Genomic DNA, 17,345 nt, shown 5'->3' on the forward strand with positions numbered 1-17,345 from the left:
CAAGGAGAACTCGTGGTTCGCACGGGCTCGACATCGATGGCGGTGCTGACGCTGCCCGAGGACATCGCCGATGTCGACCTCGCTGCCGACTTCGTTGCGACCCGGATCACCGCCTCCTGTCCGACCGATGCCGAGGCCTTCCCGGGCTCGGAGGTCGGCGCGCCCGGCGGAGTCGTCGTCGAGCTCAACTGGGCGTGCCGCGTGTCAGCGCTCGACCTCTCGACGCTCGTCGACGCAGCGGGCCTGAACCGGGTGGTCACGGACTTCGACGGCATGACCGTGAATGCCGAGCCCTCGACGCCTGTGGTGGACGCGAGAGGCGCCCATCCCGTTGCGCCGTCGATTCCATTCCTCCTGATCGTGTTCGCAGGCCTGCTGGCTGCGGCCGTCGTGGCATCGGTCGTGTTGTGGATGCGGTCTCGGAGGGTCCGAGTCGAGATGAGCACGCGTCGGAACGCCCTCAGGTCGACGGGCGGCGGCGCACTCCGCACTCCGCGGCTCCGCGGGGTCGCCGGTGTGCTGATCGGCGCGCTCGTGCTGGCGTTGGTGCCGGGGTATGCCGCGACTGCGAACGAGGCGCCGGACCAACTGGTGCTCGTGACGCAGAATCCCAAGGCAGGCGATGCCCTGACGTTCGAGTACAAGACGGACACGCCATCGTCGACGAACTGGGTCGGCCTCTACGGACCGACGGATGTCCCGGGTCCGGTGGCTTCACGTGTCTGGAAGTACACCCCCGGGCCGTCGGGCACGGTCAGCCTCGACAGCGGCGCCCTCGGAGCCGGCACCTGGACGGCGCACTTCCTCGCCAATGACGGGTACGAGCCGATCGTCGCTCCCATCACCTTCACCCTCGCCCCGCCGGCGAACTCCGGCGCCAAGGTCACCGTCGGCGGAACCGTCTACACCGACCAGGACGCGGACGGCACCCGCGACGACGGAGAGCCCGGGATGGCCGGTCTCTCGGTGACGGACGGCGAAGTCTGGGCGACGACCGATGAGAACGGTCAGTACCAGATCGACATCGATCCCGCGCGCCGCGGAACCGACCTGGTGAGCGTCGTCTCGCCCGACGGCTTCACTCCCACCCTGCGCGACGACTTCGTGCCGCAGTTCTTCGCGAAGGTCGACACGAGCAGCCCTGCCGCTGACGGTGTCGACCTCGGTCTCGTCCCCGACGAGCACGCCGCCGACCCGACGGAGACGTGGTTGATGGTCTCCGACACCGAGGTGGTCGGCTTCACCGACGAGCGGGCGGCGGCATCCCTCGCGGAATGGACCGCGCGGGTCCAAACGCTCTCCGAGGTCGACGACGCGAGCTTCACGATCACGACCGGTGACCTCACCGTGACCGACTACGCGGCGACGGATCGCCGACAGAAGGGCTACGACGTGCTGCGCGACGGGTTGCGCGCGGGGGGCCTCGGACACCCGTTCTATCCCGTCATGGGCAATCACGACGTCGGTGGTCCCGCCGGTTCTTCCGGATACAGCGGCGGTATGGAGTTCTGGCGGCAGAACATGGGCCCCGAGTGGTACTCGTTCGATCGCAACGGCCGCCATGTCGTGGTGCTCGAGGACAACTACGATGCACGCGGCCTCGCGCCTCAGCTCGCGTGGCTCAAGGAGGATCTCCAGCGTCACGCTGTCGGCAAGCAAGTGCTGGTCTTCGCGCATCGTTCCCTGTTCACGAAGTGGGGTCCGGGCGCCGGAATGCAGCCGATCGTCGATGAACTCGCACGGTACGACACCCGGCTGTTCGCTGCCGGGCACAATCAGCAGGCCGAGTACCGTCGCGGTGCGTTCGCCCGATCGGTCGAGATCAACAACCAGGGCACGTACGGAATCGATGGCGCCCGACCCGACTACAAGATCATGGACTTCTCGGCCATCACCGATGACGAGTCGACGCCCGAGAACGAGGATCGGGGGTTGGTGTTCGGCACGCACCGGCAATTCGAGATCGATGACGATGTCGCGCTCGTGAGCCCGGGAGACGGCGGCCGATTCGATGCGGGCCGTCCCGTTCCGGTGCAGGTCTACGCAGAGGACGACGGACGAACTCCGGCGGTCGCGACGGTCACGGTGCATGACGCCGCAGGACAGCTCGTCTGGACCGAGGACCTCGACTTCGGCGGGGACGCCGACACGATCGGTCTCGAGAACTGCTACGCAGAGCCAGGCGGCGATGGGCTCGAACCATGCCCGCCCGCACGAATCTCCTGGACGCGGGCGGTGAGTGAGATCCCGGCACTCGGTTTCGGGGACTACACCGCCGCGGTATCGGTCGTCGGCACCGACGGGAACGGATGGCCCGAGCGGTCGACGTCGTTCAGCGTCACGGCGGCAGCCGACGAGGAACCTGCGTTCGACGGGGACTGGGTACGCCAGGGCGGTACCGAGGACGGACGGTCGTCGGCGGCGACGGATCCGGGCGCCGAACTCGACCTGCAGTGGGTCCAGAACACGGGTGAACAGTTCAACCTCAATGGCTCGGTCATCGCCGACGGGCGGGTCATCGTCGCATCGCAGGCATTCGATTCGCCCTACAGCATGATGCTGGCCTACGACGCCCGCACCGGTGCCGAGGTCTGGCGCACCTACCTCGACGGCGATGCGGAGTCGGCACCGACCCTGCACGAGGGCAAGGTGTACATCACGACGTCGAACGCCCGGCTCTACGCGCTCGATGCCGCAACAGGAGCCGTCGCGTGGGAGACCATCGACGACGAGCATCGCCTCGACTCGTCCGTGCGTCGGTACGGACGCGCCGGTGGCCCGGTGAGCGTCTTCGACCTCCCTGCCGAGGGTCGCGCCGTCGCGGTGTACCAGGAGTGGAACCGCGTGATCTGTCGAGATGCGGCGGATGGCAGCATCCTGCCCGGTGGCTTCTCCGCTGGGGCGGCATGGGGCGAGTTCCACAGCACAGCGGTGAGAGTGCCCGGGAGCAACCGCGCCTGGATGCACAGCGGTTCGAGCGAGACGCTCATCGGGTTCGACGTGTCGACCTGTCAGCAGACCAGCTCCACGGCGACGAACGGAGGCCTGCAGAGCATGTCCTCACCGGCGCTGACCGATCCCGAACAGGGCGAACCCAAGGTCGTGACCGTGACGAAGGACGGCGTCCGTGCGCACGATCCCGGCGACGGGCACGTGCTCTGGCGCGCGGCGCTCTCCGGCGAGAAGTGCGAGCCCGGCCCGCCGCCGGTCACGAGTCCGGCGATCCGCGGCGAGATCGCCTACGTCGCGGCGATCGACGGGGTCATCAGGGCGTACGACACCGCATCGCAGACGCCGAGCACCCCGATCTGGGCGACAGAGGTCGGGTACCTGCCTGGTGAGGCGCCGTCGGACGACCCCGGAAGGGCCGGGTGCAGTTCGACCGCAGTCGGCTCTCCGGCGATGCATCCGCTCGTCACCGAGACCATGGTCTACGCCGGGACGTGGGACGGCCGGCTTCTCGCCCTCGACCGGGCGACCGGTTCGCTGATCTCGTCGTACGACCTCGGCGGAGGAGTCGCTTCCGCGCTCTCGGTGAGCGGTGACTGGCTGTACGCGCTGACCGACGACGGATCGATCCATGCGTTCACCGCGACGGCCGCGCGAGAGCTCGCCATGAACGTGACGGCTGAGAGTCGCTGCGCCGGTCCGAAGGCGAAGCTGTCCGTCAGGGTGGACAACGCTGAGGGTGTTCCGATCGACATCTCGATCGCGACCGAGTTCGGAAAGAAGTCCTTCGACGATGTCGCCCCCGGGAAGAAGGCGTTCCACCCGTTCTCGACTCGCCAGCGGGAACTGTCGAGCGGAGAAGTGACGGTCACGGCGTCCGCCGAGATCGACGGGGAGGAAGTGACCACCACCCGCGTCGTGGAGTACGAGCAGAGATCCTGCAGCTAGCCCGCGTTCGGGGCGGTCGGCACCAGCGCGCCGACCGCCCCGCATCTCAGCTGACCGGCACGCACGCGAATCACTCGAATCGGATGATGCGCGCCGACGCTCGAGGCCATAGCCTCCGTTCAGTTGCGGTGGACAACGTCAAGCGAAACGAAAGGCCGTCGATATGAACACCTTCTGGGACTTCCTGATCTGGCTCTTCTGGTTCTACGTGGTCATCGCGTGCATCTGGGTCTTCATCACGGTGATCATGGACATCTTCCGGGACCACTCCCTGAACGGCTGGGGAAAGGCGCTCTGGGTCCTGTTCCTCGTCTTCGTCCCGTTCCTCGCGGCCTTCATCTACCTGATCGCGCGGGGCCAGGGCATGGCCGAACGGAACGCCGCCAGGGCGGCCCAGTCGCAGGCGGCGAGCGCCGACTACATCCGGACGGTCGCCGGTACCTCGTCGTCGTCGGCGGCGGCGGAGATCGAGAAGAGCAAGCAACTCCTCGACACGGGTGCCATCACGCAGGCCGAGTACGACGCCCTCAAGGCGAAGGCGCTGCAGACCTCGTAGTCGTTCGACGAGCAGCAGAACCCCGTCCTTCTCCGAAGGGCGGGGTTCTGCCGTTCCCGTCGTCTGCTCGGGTCGTCGATTCGTCGGCGCCCACGTTCACCGCGACGGCCTCGGCTCACTCGGGCCCGACGAGATCCTTCACCATCCAGTGGTCCGCGTAGGGCGCGTCACTGAACGCCGGCACCTCGCGGTATCCCGCGCGGCGGTACAGGCGCTGCGCCTCGACCAGATCGCCGCGCACCTCGAGTCGGATGCGGGTCCGGCCGGCCTGCCGAGCGACGCGTTCGACCTCGCCGATCAGGGCTGCACCGATTCCGCGGCCGCGCGCCTCCGAGGCGATGAACACACGGGTGAGCTCGCCGACCTCGGCATCCACGTACCGTACGCCGGCGCAACCGAGTACCTGCGCACCATCGAGCGCGAGTACGAATGCTCCGGTCCCGCCCCGGAGATCGTCGCTCGGCTCATCGACGAGCGTCTCCTCGATCTCGGCGGCCGTCGAGGGACGACCGTAGTAGCGGCCGATGATGTCGTCGTAGTAGCGGCGGAGGACCAGGAGCGAGGCTTCGGTCGTCGGGTCGACCTGAACGAAGGAGAGCACTCGCTCACGCTAGTCGAGACCCGACGCGCGGACAGGCAGGGCGACAGCGTCCGGATATTCTGTCAAGGGAACAGGAGAGCCCGTGGACGAACGCACCGCTGCCGACGCGCCTGCCGCCGGCGAGGGCGATGGTGCCGCGTCCGAGCGTTCGACGGCGGTCCGCGATAGTCTCGCCGTCGGCATCGCGACCGCGATCTACGGCATCTCCTTCGGAGCCCTCGCGGTCGCCGCAGGGCTCGATGTCTGGCAGACGTGCTTCCTCAGCCTCGTGATGTTCACCGGCGGCTCGCAGTTCGCGCTCGTCGGGGTGCTCGCGAGCGGGGGAGTCGCGGCGGGCGGCTCGGCGATCGCGACCGCGGCGATGCTCGGCATCCGGAACGTCGTCTACGGCATGCGCATGAAGCCGATCGTCGACGATGTCGACCCGGTGACCGGGCGCGGCAGCATCTGGCTGCGGGTCGCCGCGGCCTGGGTCACCATCGACGAGTCGACGGCGGTGGCGCTCGCGCAGCCGAACGATCGCGCCGCCCGTGTGGGTTTCTGGGTGACGGGTATCACGATCTTCGTCGGCTGGAACCTGACGACCCTCGCCGGCGCACTCATCGGCGATGCCATCGGCGACACGCGGGCGTGGGGGCTGGATGCCGCGGCAGCCGCGGCATTCCTCGGCCTCCTGTGGCCGCGTCTGAAGCGATTCCAGGCGGGTGCCGTGGCAGTGGCGGCCGCGGTCGTCGCGACACTCGCCACCCCGGTGCTCATGCCCGGACTCCCCGTGCTCGTCGCAGCGGTCGTCGCCGTCGTCGTCGGCTGGTTCAACCTCTTCGATCGGCGGCGCGCATCGTGACCACCTGGCACATCATCCTCATCGCCAGTGCGGCGACGCTCGCGCTCAAGCTCGTGGGCCATCTCGTGCCCGCCGGATTCCTCGAGCGCGAGCGGCCGGCGCGGATCGCGGACCTCCTGACGGTGGCGCTGCTCGCCGCGCTCATCGCGGTGCAGACGCTCGGCGCCGGGCAGGAGATCGTGGTCGACGCACGGGTGCCCGCGCTGATCGTCGCCGCGGCGCTGTACGCGCTCAGGGTGCCGTTCATCGTGGTCGTCGCCGTCGCCGCATTGGTCGCCGCCGGCATCCGCGCACTCGGATGACTCGTCGCCGCGAGACATCCGTCGTCGTGCGCCTGCTCAGGCGTCGAGGTCGTCGACCCCGGGCATCCACTGCTGGCCGGGCTTGCCCCAGCCGAGCTTGCGGATGATCTTCGCGAGGATGCGCTGATCGCGCTCACCGAGGCGGTCGGTGTAGAGCGTTCCGTCGAGGTGGTCGTACTCGTGCTGGAAGATGCGGGCGAGCCATCCCTCTGCCTCGATCTCGAAGCGTTCGCCGTCGAGATCGGTCGCACGGAGGATCGCACGGTCGGCCCGGCGGAGCCCGAAGCGCTCACCGGGGACCGAGAGGCACCCCTCGGACTCCTCGTCGAGATCGGGCTCGCCCGCCGGCGGCGGCGAGATCCACAGCTCGGGGTTGATCGCGACTCCCCGCCAGCGAGTGCCGGCCTCGTCGACCCATCCGTAGGTGAACAGACGCAGCCCCACACCGACCTGCGGGCCGGCGAGACCGACGCCGGGCGCGGCATCCATCGTCTCGAACATGTCGGCCACGAGGGCGCGGATCTCGTCGTCGATCTGCTCGACGGGGAGGGCGGGGGAATGCAGCACCGGGTCGCCGGTGATTCGAATGGGGAGCACGGCCATTCGGCAAGGATATCCGTCACGGAACGGGTAGGGTCGATGCGTGGAACCGGACCTGAGCGACCTCACCGAGCAGATCGCACTCGACCCCACCCAGTTCATCGGGATCCCGCTGGCCCTCGTCGGCGCGGTGTTCCTCTCCCTCGGAGCGCAGTTCCAGCACCGGGGCGTGGTCAAGGTCGAGTCGCGCACCGTCGACAGTTTCGGCAAGGGGCTGAACTTCAAGCAGCTCACGCTGCTGCTGGCCCGGCCCTCGTGGGTCCTCGGCACCGTCATGCTGGGCCTCGCGATCGTCTTCCAGCTGTCGAGCCTCTACTTCGCCCCGCTGATCGTGGTGCAGCCGCTCGGGGCCATCGCGCTCGTCATCACCTCGATCCTCAACTCGCGCATCAATCACGTGAAGCTGAATCGGAAGTCGATCACGGCGATCGTGATGTGCGTGGGCGGCGTGTTCCTCTTCGTCGGCGTCGCCGCATTCACGGCGGTCGACAAGCCGGTCACCGACCGGCAGCTCATCACGATCCTCATCATCCTCGCCGTCGTGCTCGCGGCCGCCGGTGTCACGTTCGCGCTGTTCCGCCAGCACATCCGTGCGATCTACTACGTCATCATGGCCGGCGTGCTCTACGGCTTCGTGGCCACCCTCGCCAAGGTCGTGATCGGCCGGGTGGAGCAGGGGGAGTTCGAGTGGCTCACCGCCCTCTGCGTGATCGGACTGCTCGGCGCGGCCGCCCTCGGCGCGTACTTCGTGCAGAACGCGTACGCCTCGGGCCCGCCCGACCTGGTCATCGCCGGGCTGACGGTCGTCGACCCGATGGTCGCCGTCGCGATCGGCATCGCCGTGCTCGGCGAGGCCTCGCAGGCGCCCCTCTGGGCGATCGGCGTGTTCATCGTGGCCGGGGTCATCGCCGTGTGGGGCGTCTTCCAGCTCGCCCGCAACCACCCCCAGACGCGCCTGTGAGCTGAGCGAGCGCTGCTCCGGCGACATGCGAGTGCAGGGGAGGACCTCCTGCGCTGCGTAGACTATCGTCGGATTCAGTCCGCGCGCCGATCCGCCTGTCGCGGCGCCCCGACGAGGGCCGATCGCCCTCGATCCCTTGAATGGTGAGGAACAACCCCACGTGTCTGACACCCCCGGTGCGAGTACCGCCGGCACCGCCGGAGCCGAGACCGAGCGACCGCTCACGGTCCTGATCGGCGCCGACACCTTCGCCCCCAACGTCAACGGCGCCGCACGGTTCGCCGAGCGCCTCGCCGCCGGACTCGCAGAGCGAGGTCACGACGTTCATGTCATGGCCCCGGCCGGCAACCGCAAGCACGGAACCTGGAAGGAGGTGCACGAGGGTCAGGAGATCACCGCGCACCGCCTGCGCAGCTGGCGCTGGTATCCGCACGACTGGCTGCGGTTCGCGTTGCCGTGGCGCATCAGGCAGAACAGCGCCAGGGTCATCGACCAGGTCAAGCCCGACGTCGTGCACTTCCAGTCGCACATCATCACCGGTCGCGGTCTCTCGGTCGAAGCCGAGAAGCGCGGCATCCGCATCATCGGCACCAACCACTTCATGCCCGAGAACATGCTCGAGTTCACCCTGCTGCCCTCGGCGTGGCAGGAGTGGGCGGTGGGACTTGCCTGGAAGGCCGCCGGTCGCACGTTCGGCCGCGCTGAGTCCGTCACGACGCCCACCCGCAAGGCCGCGCAATTCCTCGAGAAGCACACCGGCCTCGTCGGCGTGCACGCGATCTCGTGCGGCATCGATGCGCACAAGTACTCGCCGAACTGGGAGCCGCGCACCGAGAACCGCATCATCTTCGTCGGCCGGGTGACCGGCGAGAAGCAGATCGACGTGCTCCTGCGCGCGCTCACCCTGCTGCCGAAGGAGCTCGACGCGAAGGTCGAGATCGTCGGCGGTGGTGACCAGAAGAAGCACCTCGAGCACATGGCGGTCGACCTCGGCATCGCCGACCGGGTGACGTTCACCGGCTACGTGACCGACGAGCAGCTGCGTGAGGCGTACCACCGCGCGACGGTGCTCGCGATGCCGTCGATCGCGGAGCTGCAGAGCATCGTCACCATGGAGGCCATGGCCTCGGCGCTGCCGGTCGTCGCGGCGAACGCGATGGCGCTCCCGCACCTCGTGCACGACGGCGAGAACGGCTACCTCTTCGAGCCCGGCAGCGCAGAAGACCTCGCCGCGAAGCTCCGCATCGTTCTCGAGGCGTCGCCCGCCGAGTACCGCGCCCTGAAGGAGGGCTCGATCCGGCTCATCGCGGCACACGACATCCAGCGCACGATCTCCACCTTCGAGAGTCTGTATCGTGGGAAGCCGGTGACCGACCCGGTCACCGATGTCGCACCGGCCGTCGCTCCCGAGTGATCCGGCGCGTGGGGCGGTAGCTCAGCTGGTCAGAGCAGTGGACTCATAATCCATCGGTCACGGGTTCAAGTCCCGTCCGCCCTACCGTAAATGGATGTGATCAGCCTTTCTTGCCTCCAGCGGAAGGCATTGACTGAGTTGCGCCTGAGTGACTCTTGAGTTCGTGTGTCGCTGGCTCTCCCCGCCGATTCGGGATCACACGAATCAAGTGATGCGACCCATCGGAGTCAGGGCGACAGTGAAGCCCGAAGGTGGGTCGCGCAATCGGCTCCTCCCTCATGAGCTGCAGCGGGAGCGCCGATGTGTGGTCCCGAACAGCGAGCAGACGGTCGAGGTGCTTGAGCAGTCGACGGTCTCGCCCATTCGAATGCGTAAGTTACGAGGTATCCCATGGCTCAGTTGCCGGTGAACCGACTGGCGCGGGCGGGCGTGCGCTCGGCTGGCGGTCGCTTCGTGATGCGCGCTCTCCGAGACATCCGTGAGCTCGAACTGTTCGATCGAGCGATGACGCTCGCTGCACAGGCGTTCACCTCCATCCTTCCGGTTCTGATCGTCGCTGGCTCGTTGCGGGGGAGCTTGAATCCAGAGGCGAATTCGTTGGTCGCCAACAATCTCGGCCTCGATGATCGCACCGCAGACCTGGTGCAGCAGTCCATGCCTCAGCAGGTCGAGGGCGTGACGCTCACGCAAGTCATCGCCGCACTGCTGCTCATCGTCGCCGCGACCTCCTTCGCCCGCGCGCTCGAGCGTTGCTTCCTGAGGATCTGGAAGACGCCGAAGGCCAGCATCCGCTTCGCGTGGCGTTGGGTCGCCGGGATCGTCGCGATCGTCATCGGATTGCTCGTCGTGGTCGCGACTCGCAACATCGTGCGCGGCACGGATGCCATCTCGGTGCTCGAGTTCATCCTCGAGGCGGCGATCTGGAGTGCGCTGTGGTGGATCGCGTCCTGGGTCGTGGTCAACCGCAGCATCAGCCTGCGGGCGCTTCTGCCGGGATCGGTGCTCGCCGGGCTCGGATTCGCCGTGGCCACGGTTGTGGGCCGCGCATATCTGCCGGGGGCGCTCGCTGCCTCCGCCGAGCAATTCGGCGTACTCGGACTCGCCTTCTCATACATCGGGTGGTTGTTCGTGCTGATGTCAGTGCTCCTTGTCGCGGTGACCATCGGTCGCGTCATTCACTTGGCCTTGATCGGGCAGTTGTGGAGCCGCTCAGGCGAAGCGGCCGAAGCTCGCACATCGACAGACAGGGACCGGAAATGAGCCGCGCCCGCGAAGGCGATCCACGCGGGCGTGATACAGCGTCGCGACACGGCTCCGGACTCAGCCTTCAGGCTGCTGAGTAGCGCACGCTGCGTTGATCTTCTCAACCGCCTCCCGGATCTCCGTCTGTTGCTCCGCCATCGCGTCGACGTCGAGTTCACCCTCTGGGTCGGTCGGTAGCGCGCCGACCGCCACCGCCGCCTCGCTGAGCGTCGCATCAAGCGCTTCCAGTGCGTTGGCGCTGTCGGGGTTGTCGGCCTTCTCGGCCAACGTTCCCGCGCGCTCGCCGTACCCCTCGAGGGTCGCCTGAATCTCGGCGGGGTCGTCGGCCGACGCGAGTGCGTTCTGCGCGCCGTTCGACAGGTCGCGCAGCGCATCCTGAATCGTCGCGCACGCGTCGGCGACCGACGTGGGAGCGGTGCCATCGGCGGCGCAGCCCGAGAGCACGAGTGCAGCTGCGAAGGCGAGTGCGGTGGTCGTGCTGGTTCCATTCATGGTGACTTCCCCGATCCGGGTGCGCCCGGTTGGAGCACCCTCCGAATTTGGTGCGCCAGATGGTGGGCACCGAATGTGATCCACGCACGGAGTGCGTGATCCGATCAAGCAATTCGACCTGCAGTGGCTCCGGTCGCCGATGCGGGCTCATGATTCGTCCCCTTCGTCGGCATCAGTGTCCTTGGTCGCTCGACCCCGTTGGACCGCGGCGGTGAGCAGTCGGACGCCGGCGCCCAGGACGACCAGGTTCAAGATCATCTGGATCATGGCGAGGACACGCGCGGACTCGCTGGCCGGGCTGATGTCGCCGAAGCCGACCGTGGAGAACACGGTGACAGTGAAGTACAGGGTGTCGACGCGGCTGAGGGGATCGGTGCTGAAGCTCGCGGGGTCGTCGCGTGCCATCAGGAAGTATGTGGCGGCGAACAGCAGGAGGTACAGGGGGACGATGACGGCGAGTGCCACGATCCCGCGACGTCCCGGTTGCGGCGACCGGAGGATCGCACGGATCTGCCACCACGATGCGGCGACCAACACCAGCGGGGCCAGCACCAGAACGACGGAGATGGGCACTCCGTCGATCCAGGTGAGTGGGGCCAGAAAGTAGAGAGCCACGAGCATGACGGTCATGATGAGGGCCTGGAGCAACCCGCGCAGGATGAACCGACGGCGCTCGGCACGCGACATGTCTGATGTGATCGTCCCGGTCATCTCGCCCTCCGCTCCCAGCTGTGCGTCGTCCCTGCGTCCTCGGCGAGCATGCTCACGCAGGGTCGGCTGCTTCGAGCCGCCCCGATGCCACTGCATCGGCGAAGGCCGAGTAGTCACGATCATTCTGGTCGGCGTAGTCCCGAGCGAACGCAGCGATCGCATGGTCGAAGCGGTCGCTCCGGCCCAGATATGCGGCGATGGCGACACGGTCGCCTGCACGTGAATGGGCGCGAGCGAGGGTCTCGCCGCAGATGTGTGCGTAGGCTTTGGCGGCCGCAGCATTCATGGTGTCGACGTCGGCGGAGCCCTTCCAGTCGTGCAGCTGCCGAATGTAGAAGTCGCGTTCGATTCCATCCACGCCTGGCTCGCGGCGCCAGCCGAGGAAGAGGTCGCTGGCCGCCTGCATCAGACGTTGCCCTCTGACCACGCGTTCGCCGTGGTTCTCGTATCTGCTCGGCGGCAGGAATCGCTCCAGCACTGACGCCTCGGCTTGCTTGGCCTGCAGGAGGAGCGGGTCCTGATCGTCGCGACCGCGCAACAGGACGATCCACGCGCGTGTGCCGACGCTGCCGACGCCCACGACTTTACGAGCCATGTGCACGTACGAGAATTCACGCATCGGATGATTCTGCTGATGCAGCGTCGACTGGTAGGTGGCCAGCACCTCCCGCATCCATTCCTCCTCCTGATCCCTCGTGCGGCCCTGTGGGAGGAGCTGCTCGATCGGAACGATGAGCGGGGGATCAGCGGCGATCCGGAGCTCGCCATCGATCACCTCGACGAGCTTGGCGACGGCGCGAGTGCTGTCCTTCGTGCGTGCCTTCGCGAGTGCGGCGTCGGTGCGCTTCGCCAGCTTGTCAGCGGTGCGCTTGGACTGCCCGGCTGTGATCACATCGAGTATCCGGTCTGCGTCGAGCCGGTCGTACCAGGCGTCGAGTACTCGGTTCTCCGCCAGCTGCAGCATCCGCTCGCGATAGCCGCGCACGACGGTGAGGTTGATTTCTCGGCGCTGTTCGTCGGTGAAGTCACGACTCCGGCCGGCGACCTCGAAGCTCGCCGCGAGTCTCTTGACATCCCACTCCCACGGCCCGGGCAGCGTCTCGTCGAAATCGTTCATATCGAATATGAGGGTGCGTTCGGGCGTGCCGAAGACGCCGAAGTTCGACAGGTGCGCGTCCCCGCAGATCTGGGTCGTGATTCCTGACACCGGTGTTCCCGCCAGATCGGCCGCCATCAGCAGCGCCGCGCCGCGGTAGAACGTGAATGGCGACACGAGCATGCGCGCATGTCGGATCGGTACCAGTTCCGGCACGCGAGTCGTCGCCTGCTCCTCGAGCAGGGCGACCGGATCGGGCCGACCTGGCGGGGGCGTCCAGCCCTCGTGGGTGGAGCGAGGCGTGCGCCGCCGCGCTTCTCGGCCGTACTCGACCCGAGCGGCGAAATCGCCGGCCATCGATGGAAGCTCGTTGGATGGTTCCTGATCAGCGATTGCGGTCTGCGTGGTCATTTCCGGAAGCTCCCATCCGTCGGCGACTCCACGGCAACGGGCGGTTCGATCTCACGAGTCGCCGCTGTCGGAGCGCGTTCCTGCATGGCTGTAGGCCGCGATCAGTACATCCGGAGGGGCCACAAGCGGCATCACTCTCTTTAAGTGATTCGGACATTCGAAGCGGTGGCTACCGTCGTCGGCGAACGCGATGGGGCTTTGGTCAGGGACCGACTGCATCGTGAGCGGACCCATGAACCGAGATCGGAGACATCATGCGGTGGAACAGGAAGCGATCGAAGGAAGCGCCGAGCGGGGGAGACCGGACTTACGCTCCGGCGCCTGCAGAGCCTCCGAATGCGCACCGCAACGCGTTCATCATGATGGGACTCGGAGGGGCGACCATCGCGGCCTTCGGCCTCGCGGCGATCGCCGGCGTCTTCGCCCCGTTCTTCCTCGGCGTCGTGCTGACGATCTGCGTGCACCCGCTCCGCGTGTGGCTCGAGAAGCACGGCGTCTCCCGCGGCATCGCGACCGGGGCCGTGATCATCACCGTCATCGGCCTGCTGCTCGCACTCGGGTACGCGATGCTGGTCGCGTTCGGGCAGTTCGGCGCCCTGCTGGCGGAGTTCAGCGACCAGATCGCCGCGTTCGGGCAGGATGTCGCGGCCTGGCTGTCCTCGATCGGCGTCGCCGCCGGCGAGGTCGACGACCTCTCCGCGAGTTTCGACCCGTCGACAGTGGTCGGGTTCGTCGGCGGTCTGATCGGCGGCATCACGGGCTTGACCTCGCTCCTCGTCATCGTGTTCACCATGCTGCTGCTCATGGGCATGGACGCCGCGTTCGTGCCGACGCTGCTCAAGCAGCTGTACCCGGCACGCCCGCTCGTCGTCGCCTCACTCGTGACCTACGGCGCGAACGTGCGTCGGTACATGGTCGCGACCACCGTGCTCGGGATCGCCCAGGGCGTGGTCGATTGGATCGCATTGGTCATCATCGGCGTGCCAGGCGCATTCATCTGGGGCCTGCTCGCGTTCGTCTGCTCGTTCATCCCGAACGTCGGGTACTTCCTTGCGCTCATTCCGCCGATCATCTTCGCCGCACTGGTCGGTGGGTGGCCGATGGTCATCGTCGTCATCGTCGTGTATGCCGTCATCAACGGCGTCATCCAGTCGGTGATACAGCCGCGCGTCATCGGCAAGGCCGTCAACCTGAGCCAGACGATCACGTTCTTCTCGGTGCTGTTCTGGGCCGTCGTGATCGGCCCGATCGGCGCGATCCTCGCGATCCCGCTGACGCTCCTGGTACGCCTGATCCTCGTCGACTCGAACCCGCAGATGAGCTGGATCCGCCCGCTGCTCGGCGAACTCGACGAGACGAAGGAGGCAATGGCGAGATTCGACGCCGAGGCCAAGGCTGAGCGCATGTCTCGAAGTGTCGTGAAGCCGAATGGAGTTCCGGAGGACGCGCCGCCCCGTCCGACCCCGCGCGAGGGGAGCGCGTCCTCGACTGACGCGTCTCGCCCGACCCATCGGTAGCCGGGGAGGCAAATCGTGGACTACACCGAACGGCTGCGTCGCTTGGCGATCAACGCCGAGAGACTGGGAGAGACCAGCGCCGAAGGCGTCGGCACAGGTGATGCTTCTGTGCTCGATGCCAAAGCACTGGCTCTCGCCAGGATCGCGGCTCTCGTCGCAATGGGCGGCGCCGAGCCGTCGTTCGGATCATTGGCTGATGCGGCGGTGAGTGCTGGAGCCACGGCCGTTGAGATGGTGGATGTGCTCACCGGCATCATCGACATCGTGGGTGTTCCTCGAGCGGTCGTCGCCGCGCCTCAGCTGGCGATGGCGCTCGGCTACGACCTCGACGAGGGCGGCGACAGGGGAGGGGGTGCCGGCGTATGGCGGGGCTAAGCGCCGAGCAGGCCGGCCACTGTGGCGCGTTGTACCGCTTCAGCTCGCCTTGACACGTCGAACTTGCGGTAGATGCTGGCCAGCTCCGAGCTCACCGTGTTCCGCGAGACGTAGAGTCGCTCCGCTATCTCGCGGAGTGAGAGGTGGGTTTGGAGGTACGGGAGGAGTCGAAGCTCTGCCGGCGTCAATGGCGGACCGCCCTTCCAGCCGGACTGTTCACTCGACGCGACCAGTCGTCGGAAATCCTCCACCTGATCGACGAGCGCGCCGAGTTGCGGTCGTCGAACCAGGATGTCCTCGACCTCTCGGAGCAGGTGGTGCGCGGCCGTGTGGTCATTGAGGGCCCAGTGCAGCTTCGCGAGTTGCAAGCGTGCACGCACTGAGACGTACGGCATCGCGAACGTGCACGCCGGGCGAGCCCGCATGGCGCGAGCGATCAGCCGGTGCACAGCTGGCATGTCGCCTCGGTGGAGCGCGAACCGTGCGGCCATGGCGAATGCCATCACCGAGACGGAGTAGTCGTCCAACCCATGCTCGTCGATGGATTCCAGCGCGGTGTCGACATGCCCTGCTGCCTCGACCCATCGGCCGTCGTCCATGGTGATGAGCGCCAGCTCCGACTCGCTCAGTACGACACCGTCAGTATTGCCATGAGCCACCGCCACCGCTGTGCCCTCTCTGAAGGCGGCCTCCGCCTGGTCGAGGTCCCCGACGAGCAAATGAGCCTCACCAAGAAGGATGAGCGCCTGATCGCGCCACGGGCTCACACTCGATTCGGATGCGACGGCGAATCGGGCATCTGCCATCGCTTGGGCCGGCCCTGCCGCGCACATGAATGACCTGAGCATCGCCCGGTCGGAGTCGAACGATGCGGAGCCGTCGTCGGGCGGGAGGTCGTATGAGGCGTCAGCCAGCACGGCTGCCCATCGATCCGCGTCGTCCGCTTGGCCCACCAGCGCCGTGATCCACCCGGCGAACACCGCGAGTGGCGGGTACTCCTCGATCGCGCGGTCGCCGATCGTCTGGTACCAACGCTGAACCGTCGTGAGCAGCCCGAGCTGATAGACCTCGAGCGTGGTGGCGGCAACCAGGCGATTCGCTCGCTTCCGTTCGCTCGGAACTTCGAGCAGGTACTCGACAGCGACGGCGGGCGCCCGGTGCTCCTCGAACCACTCTGCGGCGCGAACTCTCAGCTCGGCTTCCATTTCAGGCTCCACGCGGGTCAGCTCGCCGAGCTGGAACTCCCGATAGAGATCGTGATACCGATACCACTCCCGCCGACGGTCGAGTGGAACGAGGAACACGTTGGATGCTGCCAGCTCGTGCAGGACGACCTGTGCGTCATCGCTGCCGAGAATCGCGTCGCACAGTGGGGCGGACAAGCGATGCAGCACCGCAGTTCGGCGAAGGAACCGCTGCTGGTGCTCGGGGAGGTTCATGAGCGATTCCTGGTACAGGTAGTCCGCGATGAAGCGATCGTCTCCTGAGACATCCAGAGTTCCGCCGTCGCGGGTGATCTCGGCGGCGAGGAAGACACCGACCGGCCACCCCTCGGTGCGCTCGACGAGATCTCCGGCCGCTTCGGGGCTCAGCGTCAGGTCTGCATCGGCGAAGATTGCGGCTGCGCCGACCGCATCGAGAGCGAGATCGGTCGCGGTGATCTCCAGCGAATCGCCGGACGCCCGCGCGTGGGTCAGATGCGGTTGCTCCGCTCTGCTCGCCGTCACGAGTTGTCGACCGGGCGCGATCCCAGCGATCACGACGGTCAGGACGTCGTGGCACGCGGGATCCCGCAGCTCCTGGAGGTCGTCGAGCATCAGCACGAACGGCGCCGGACTCGTTCGAAAGGCCGTGGCCACCAATGGCGCAGCACGGCCGAGGGCTGATCCGCGGTGTCTGCGTACGATATCTGCGAGGTGCTCCGTGCCAGGCGTGATCCGGTCGTAAGCCGACGCGAGCATGACGAGCAATGCGATCGGGTCGTCGTCGAAGCGGTCGAGCGACACCCATGCGACCGGACGGGTCTCGGTGTCCGCCCACTGCGCCAGGAGTGTCGACTTCCCATATCCGGCGGGCGCTGTGACGGCGACAACGCGCCGGTCTCCGGATCGCGCGGCGTCGATGATGGCGGCGCGACTGACCGAACTCCGACGACCAGGTCGGGGAGCGGTGAGTTTCGCGTCGAGCAATTGACGTTCAAGCTCGACCTCCGACATGTGCAGCGCCGGGGCATCTTCAAGCACGATCGAAGCCTATTTGTTCGGGAGGGTGGCGCTCAATAGCCCTAAATGGGGGCCGTCCCTCC

The 17,345-nt window shown here is 67.2% G+C and carries 15 protein-coding genes and 1 tRNA gene; 10 read left to right on the forward strand and 6 right to left on the reverse strand.

Annotated elements, in window-relative coordinates; all coding sequences use genetic code 11:
- Positions 1-12 precede the first annotated feature (12 nt).
- Positions 13-3,897 (forward strand): PQQ-binding-like beta-propeller repeat protein, encoded by a 3,885-nt coding sequence (locus tag ASE14_RS01380; RefSeq protein ID WP_200953243.1) that lies wholly within the window; start codon positions 13-15, stop codon positions 3,895-3,897.
- A gap of 163 nt (positions 3,898-4,060) precedes the next feature.
- Positions 4,061-4,453, forward strand: a complete 393-nt coding sequence (locus ASE14_RS01385) for an SHOCT domain-containing protein (RefSeq protein ID WP_056649709.1) — start codon at positions 4,061-4,063, stop codon at positions 4,451-4,453.
- A gap of 115 nt (positions 4,454-4,568) precedes the next feature.
- On the opposite strand, the gene ASE14_RS01390 is transcribed toward ASE14_RS01385, so the two are convergent.
- Positions 4,569-5,054 (reverse strand): GNAT family N-acetyltransferase, encoded by a 486-nt coding sequence (locus ASE14_RS01390; RefSeq protein WP_056649712.1) that lies wholly within the window; start codon positions 5,052-5,054, stop codon positions 4,569-4,571.
- 181 nt (positions 5,055-5,235) lie between these two features.
- On the opposite strand from ASE14_RS01390, the gene ASE14_RS01395 reads away from it, so the two are divergent.
- A complete protein-coding gene (locus ASE14_RS01395) occupies positions 5,236-5,898 on the forward strand; it encodes an AzlC family ABC transporter permease (protein ID WP_056651614.1) in 663 nt (220 codons plus the stop codon).
- Entirely contained in the window at positions 5,895-6,200 is a 306-nt protein-coding gene (locus ASE14_RS01400; protein ID WP_056649715.1) for an AzlD domain-containing protein, read from the forward strand. Before ASE14_RS01395 ends, ASE14_RS01400 begins: the two co-directional genes overlap by 4 nt.
- 36 nt (positions 6,201-6,236) lie before the next feature.
- Here the strand turns inward: ASE14_RS01400 and def are convergent, their stop codons facing one another.
- Positions 6,237-6,803 (reverse strand): peptide deformylase, encoded by a 567-nt coding sequence (gene def / locus ASE14_RS01405; protein ID WP_056649718.1) that lies wholly within the window; start codon positions 6,801-6,803, stop codon positions 6,237-6,239.
- A gap of 40 nt (positions 6,804-6,843) precedes the next feature.
- On the opposite strand from def, the gene ASE14_RS01410 reads away from it, so the two are divergent.
- The 4 genes from ASE14_RS01410 (at position 6,844) to ASE14_RS01425 (ending at position 10,435) form a co-directional block, all read left to right on the forward strand.
- On the forward strand, positions 6,844-7,761 hold the full coding sequence (locus ASE14_RS01410; RefSeq protein WP_056649721.1) for a DMT family transporter: 918 nt from the start codon (positions 6,844-6,846) through the stop codon (positions 7,759-7,761).
- A 160-nt stretch (positions 7,762-7,921) separates the two neighbouring features.
- Complete coding sequence (locus tag ASE14_RS01415) at positions 7,922-9,175, forward strand: glycosyltransferase (RefSeq protein WP_056649724.1); 1,254 nt, start codon at positions 7,922-7,924, stop codon at positions 9,173-9,175.
- A 10-nt stretch (positions 9,176-9,185) separates the two neighbouring features.
- Positions 9,186-9,259, forward strand: a tRNA-Ile gene (locus ASE14_RS01420).
- 306 nt (positions 9,260-9,565) lie between these two features.
- Complete coding sequence (locus tag ASE14_RS01425) at positions 9,566-10,435, forward strand: YhjD/YihY/BrkB family envelope integrity protein (protein ID WP_056649727.1); 870 nt, start codon at positions 9,566-9,568, stop codon at positions 10,433-10,435.
- 60 nt (positions 10,436-10,495) lie between these two features.
- On the opposite strand, the gene ASE14_RS01430 is transcribed toward ASE14_RS01425, so the two are convergent.
- From ASE14_RS01430 to ASE14_RS01440, 3 genes are all read right to left on the reverse strand, one after another.
- Positions 10,496-10,930 carry a hypothetical protein gene (locus ASE14_RS01430; protein ID WP_056649731.1) on the reverse strand — a complete coding sequence of 145 codons (435 nt, stop codon included), beginning with the start codon at positions 10,928-10,930 and terminating at the stop codon, positions 10,496-10,498.
- A gap of 147 nt (positions 10,931-11,077) precedes the next feature.
- Complete coding sequence (locus ASE14_RS01435; protein ID WP_200953244.1) at positions 11,078-11,641, reverse strand: potassium channel family protein; 564 nt, start codon at positions 11,639-11,641, stop codon at positions 11,078-11,080.
- Positions 11,642-11,693: 52 nt separating this feature from the next.
- The gene (locus ASE14_RS01440; protein WP_056649734.1) at positions 11,694-13,148 is read right to left on the reverse strand and encodes a DUF2252 domain-containing protein; all 1,455 of its coding nucleotides are present in this window, start codon (positions 13,146-13,148) and stop codon (positions 11,694-11,696) included.
- Between the two features lie 359 nt (positions 13,149-13,507).
- On the opposite strand from ASE14_RS01440, the gene ASE14_RS01445 reads away from it, so the two are divergent.
- Together ASE14_RS01445 and ASE14_RS01450 are read left to right on the forward strand one after the other, a co-directional pair.
- On the forward strand, positions 13,508-14,665 hold the full coding sequence (locus tag ASE14_RS01445; RefSeq protein WP_162257684.1) for an AI-2E family transporter: 1,158 nt from the start codon (positions 13,508-13,510) through the stop codon (positions 14,663-14,665).
- A 15-nt stretch (positions 14,666-14,680) separates the two neighbouring features.
- Positions 14,681-15,040, forward strand: a complete 360-nt coding sequence (locus ASE14_RS01450) for a carboxymuconolactone decarboxylase family protein (protein WP_056649739.1) — start codon at positions 14,681-14,683, stop codon at positions 15,038-15,040.
- On the opposite strand, the gene ASE14_RS01455 is transcribed toward ASE14_RS01450, so the two are convergent.
- A complete protein-coding gene (locus ASE14_RS01455; protein ID WP_056649741.1) occupies positions 15,037-17,256 on the reverse strand; it encodes a LuxR C-terminal-related transcriptional regulator in 2,220 nt (739 codons plus the stop codon). The two genes, ASE14_RS01450 and ASE14_RS01455, sit on opposite strands and share 4 nt — an antisense overlap.
- Between the last annotated feature and the right edge of the window lie 89 nt (positions 17,257-17,345).

The organism is Agromyces sp. Root81, from assembly GCF_001429165.1.
In the GTDB taxonomy this organism is placed as follows: Bacteria; Actinomycetota; Actinomycetes; order Actinomycetales; family Microbacteriaceae; genus Agromyces.

Bases quoted from the DNA above. Each gene is read 5' to 3' on its own strand.
- ASE14_RS01430 (WP_056649731.1), bottom strand. From the start codon at position 10,930: ATGAATGGAACCAGCACGACCACCGCACTCGCCTTCGCAGCTGCACTC.
- def (WP_056649718.1), bottom strand. From the start codon at position 6,803: ATGGCCGTGCTCCCCATTCGAATCACCGGCGACCCGGTGCTGCATTCC.
- ASE14_RS01445 (WP_162257684.1), top strand. From the start codon at position 13,508: ATGATGGGACTCGGAGGGGCGACCATCGCGGCCTTCGGCCTCGCGGCG.
- ASE14_RS01385 (WP_056649709.1), top strand. From the start codon at position 4,061: ATGAACACCTTCTGGGACTTCCTGATCTGGCTCTTCTGGTTCTACGTG.
- ASE14_RS01440 (WP_056649734.1), bottom strand. From the start codon at position 13,148: ATGACCACGCAGACCGCAATCGCTGATCAGGAACCATCCAACGAGCTT.
- ASE14_RS01455 (WP_056649741.1), bottom strand. From the start codon at position 17,256: ATGTCGGAGGTCGAGCTTGAACGTCAATTGCTCGACGCGAAACTCACC.
- ASE14_RS01435 (WP_200953244.1), bottom strand. From the start codon at position 11,641: ATGACCGGGACGATCACATCAGACATGTCGCGTGCCGAGCGCCGTCGG.
- ASE14_RS01425 (WP_056649727.1), top strand. From the start codon at position 9,566: ATGGCTCAGTTGCCGGTGAACCGACTGGCGCGGGCGGGCGTGCGCTCG.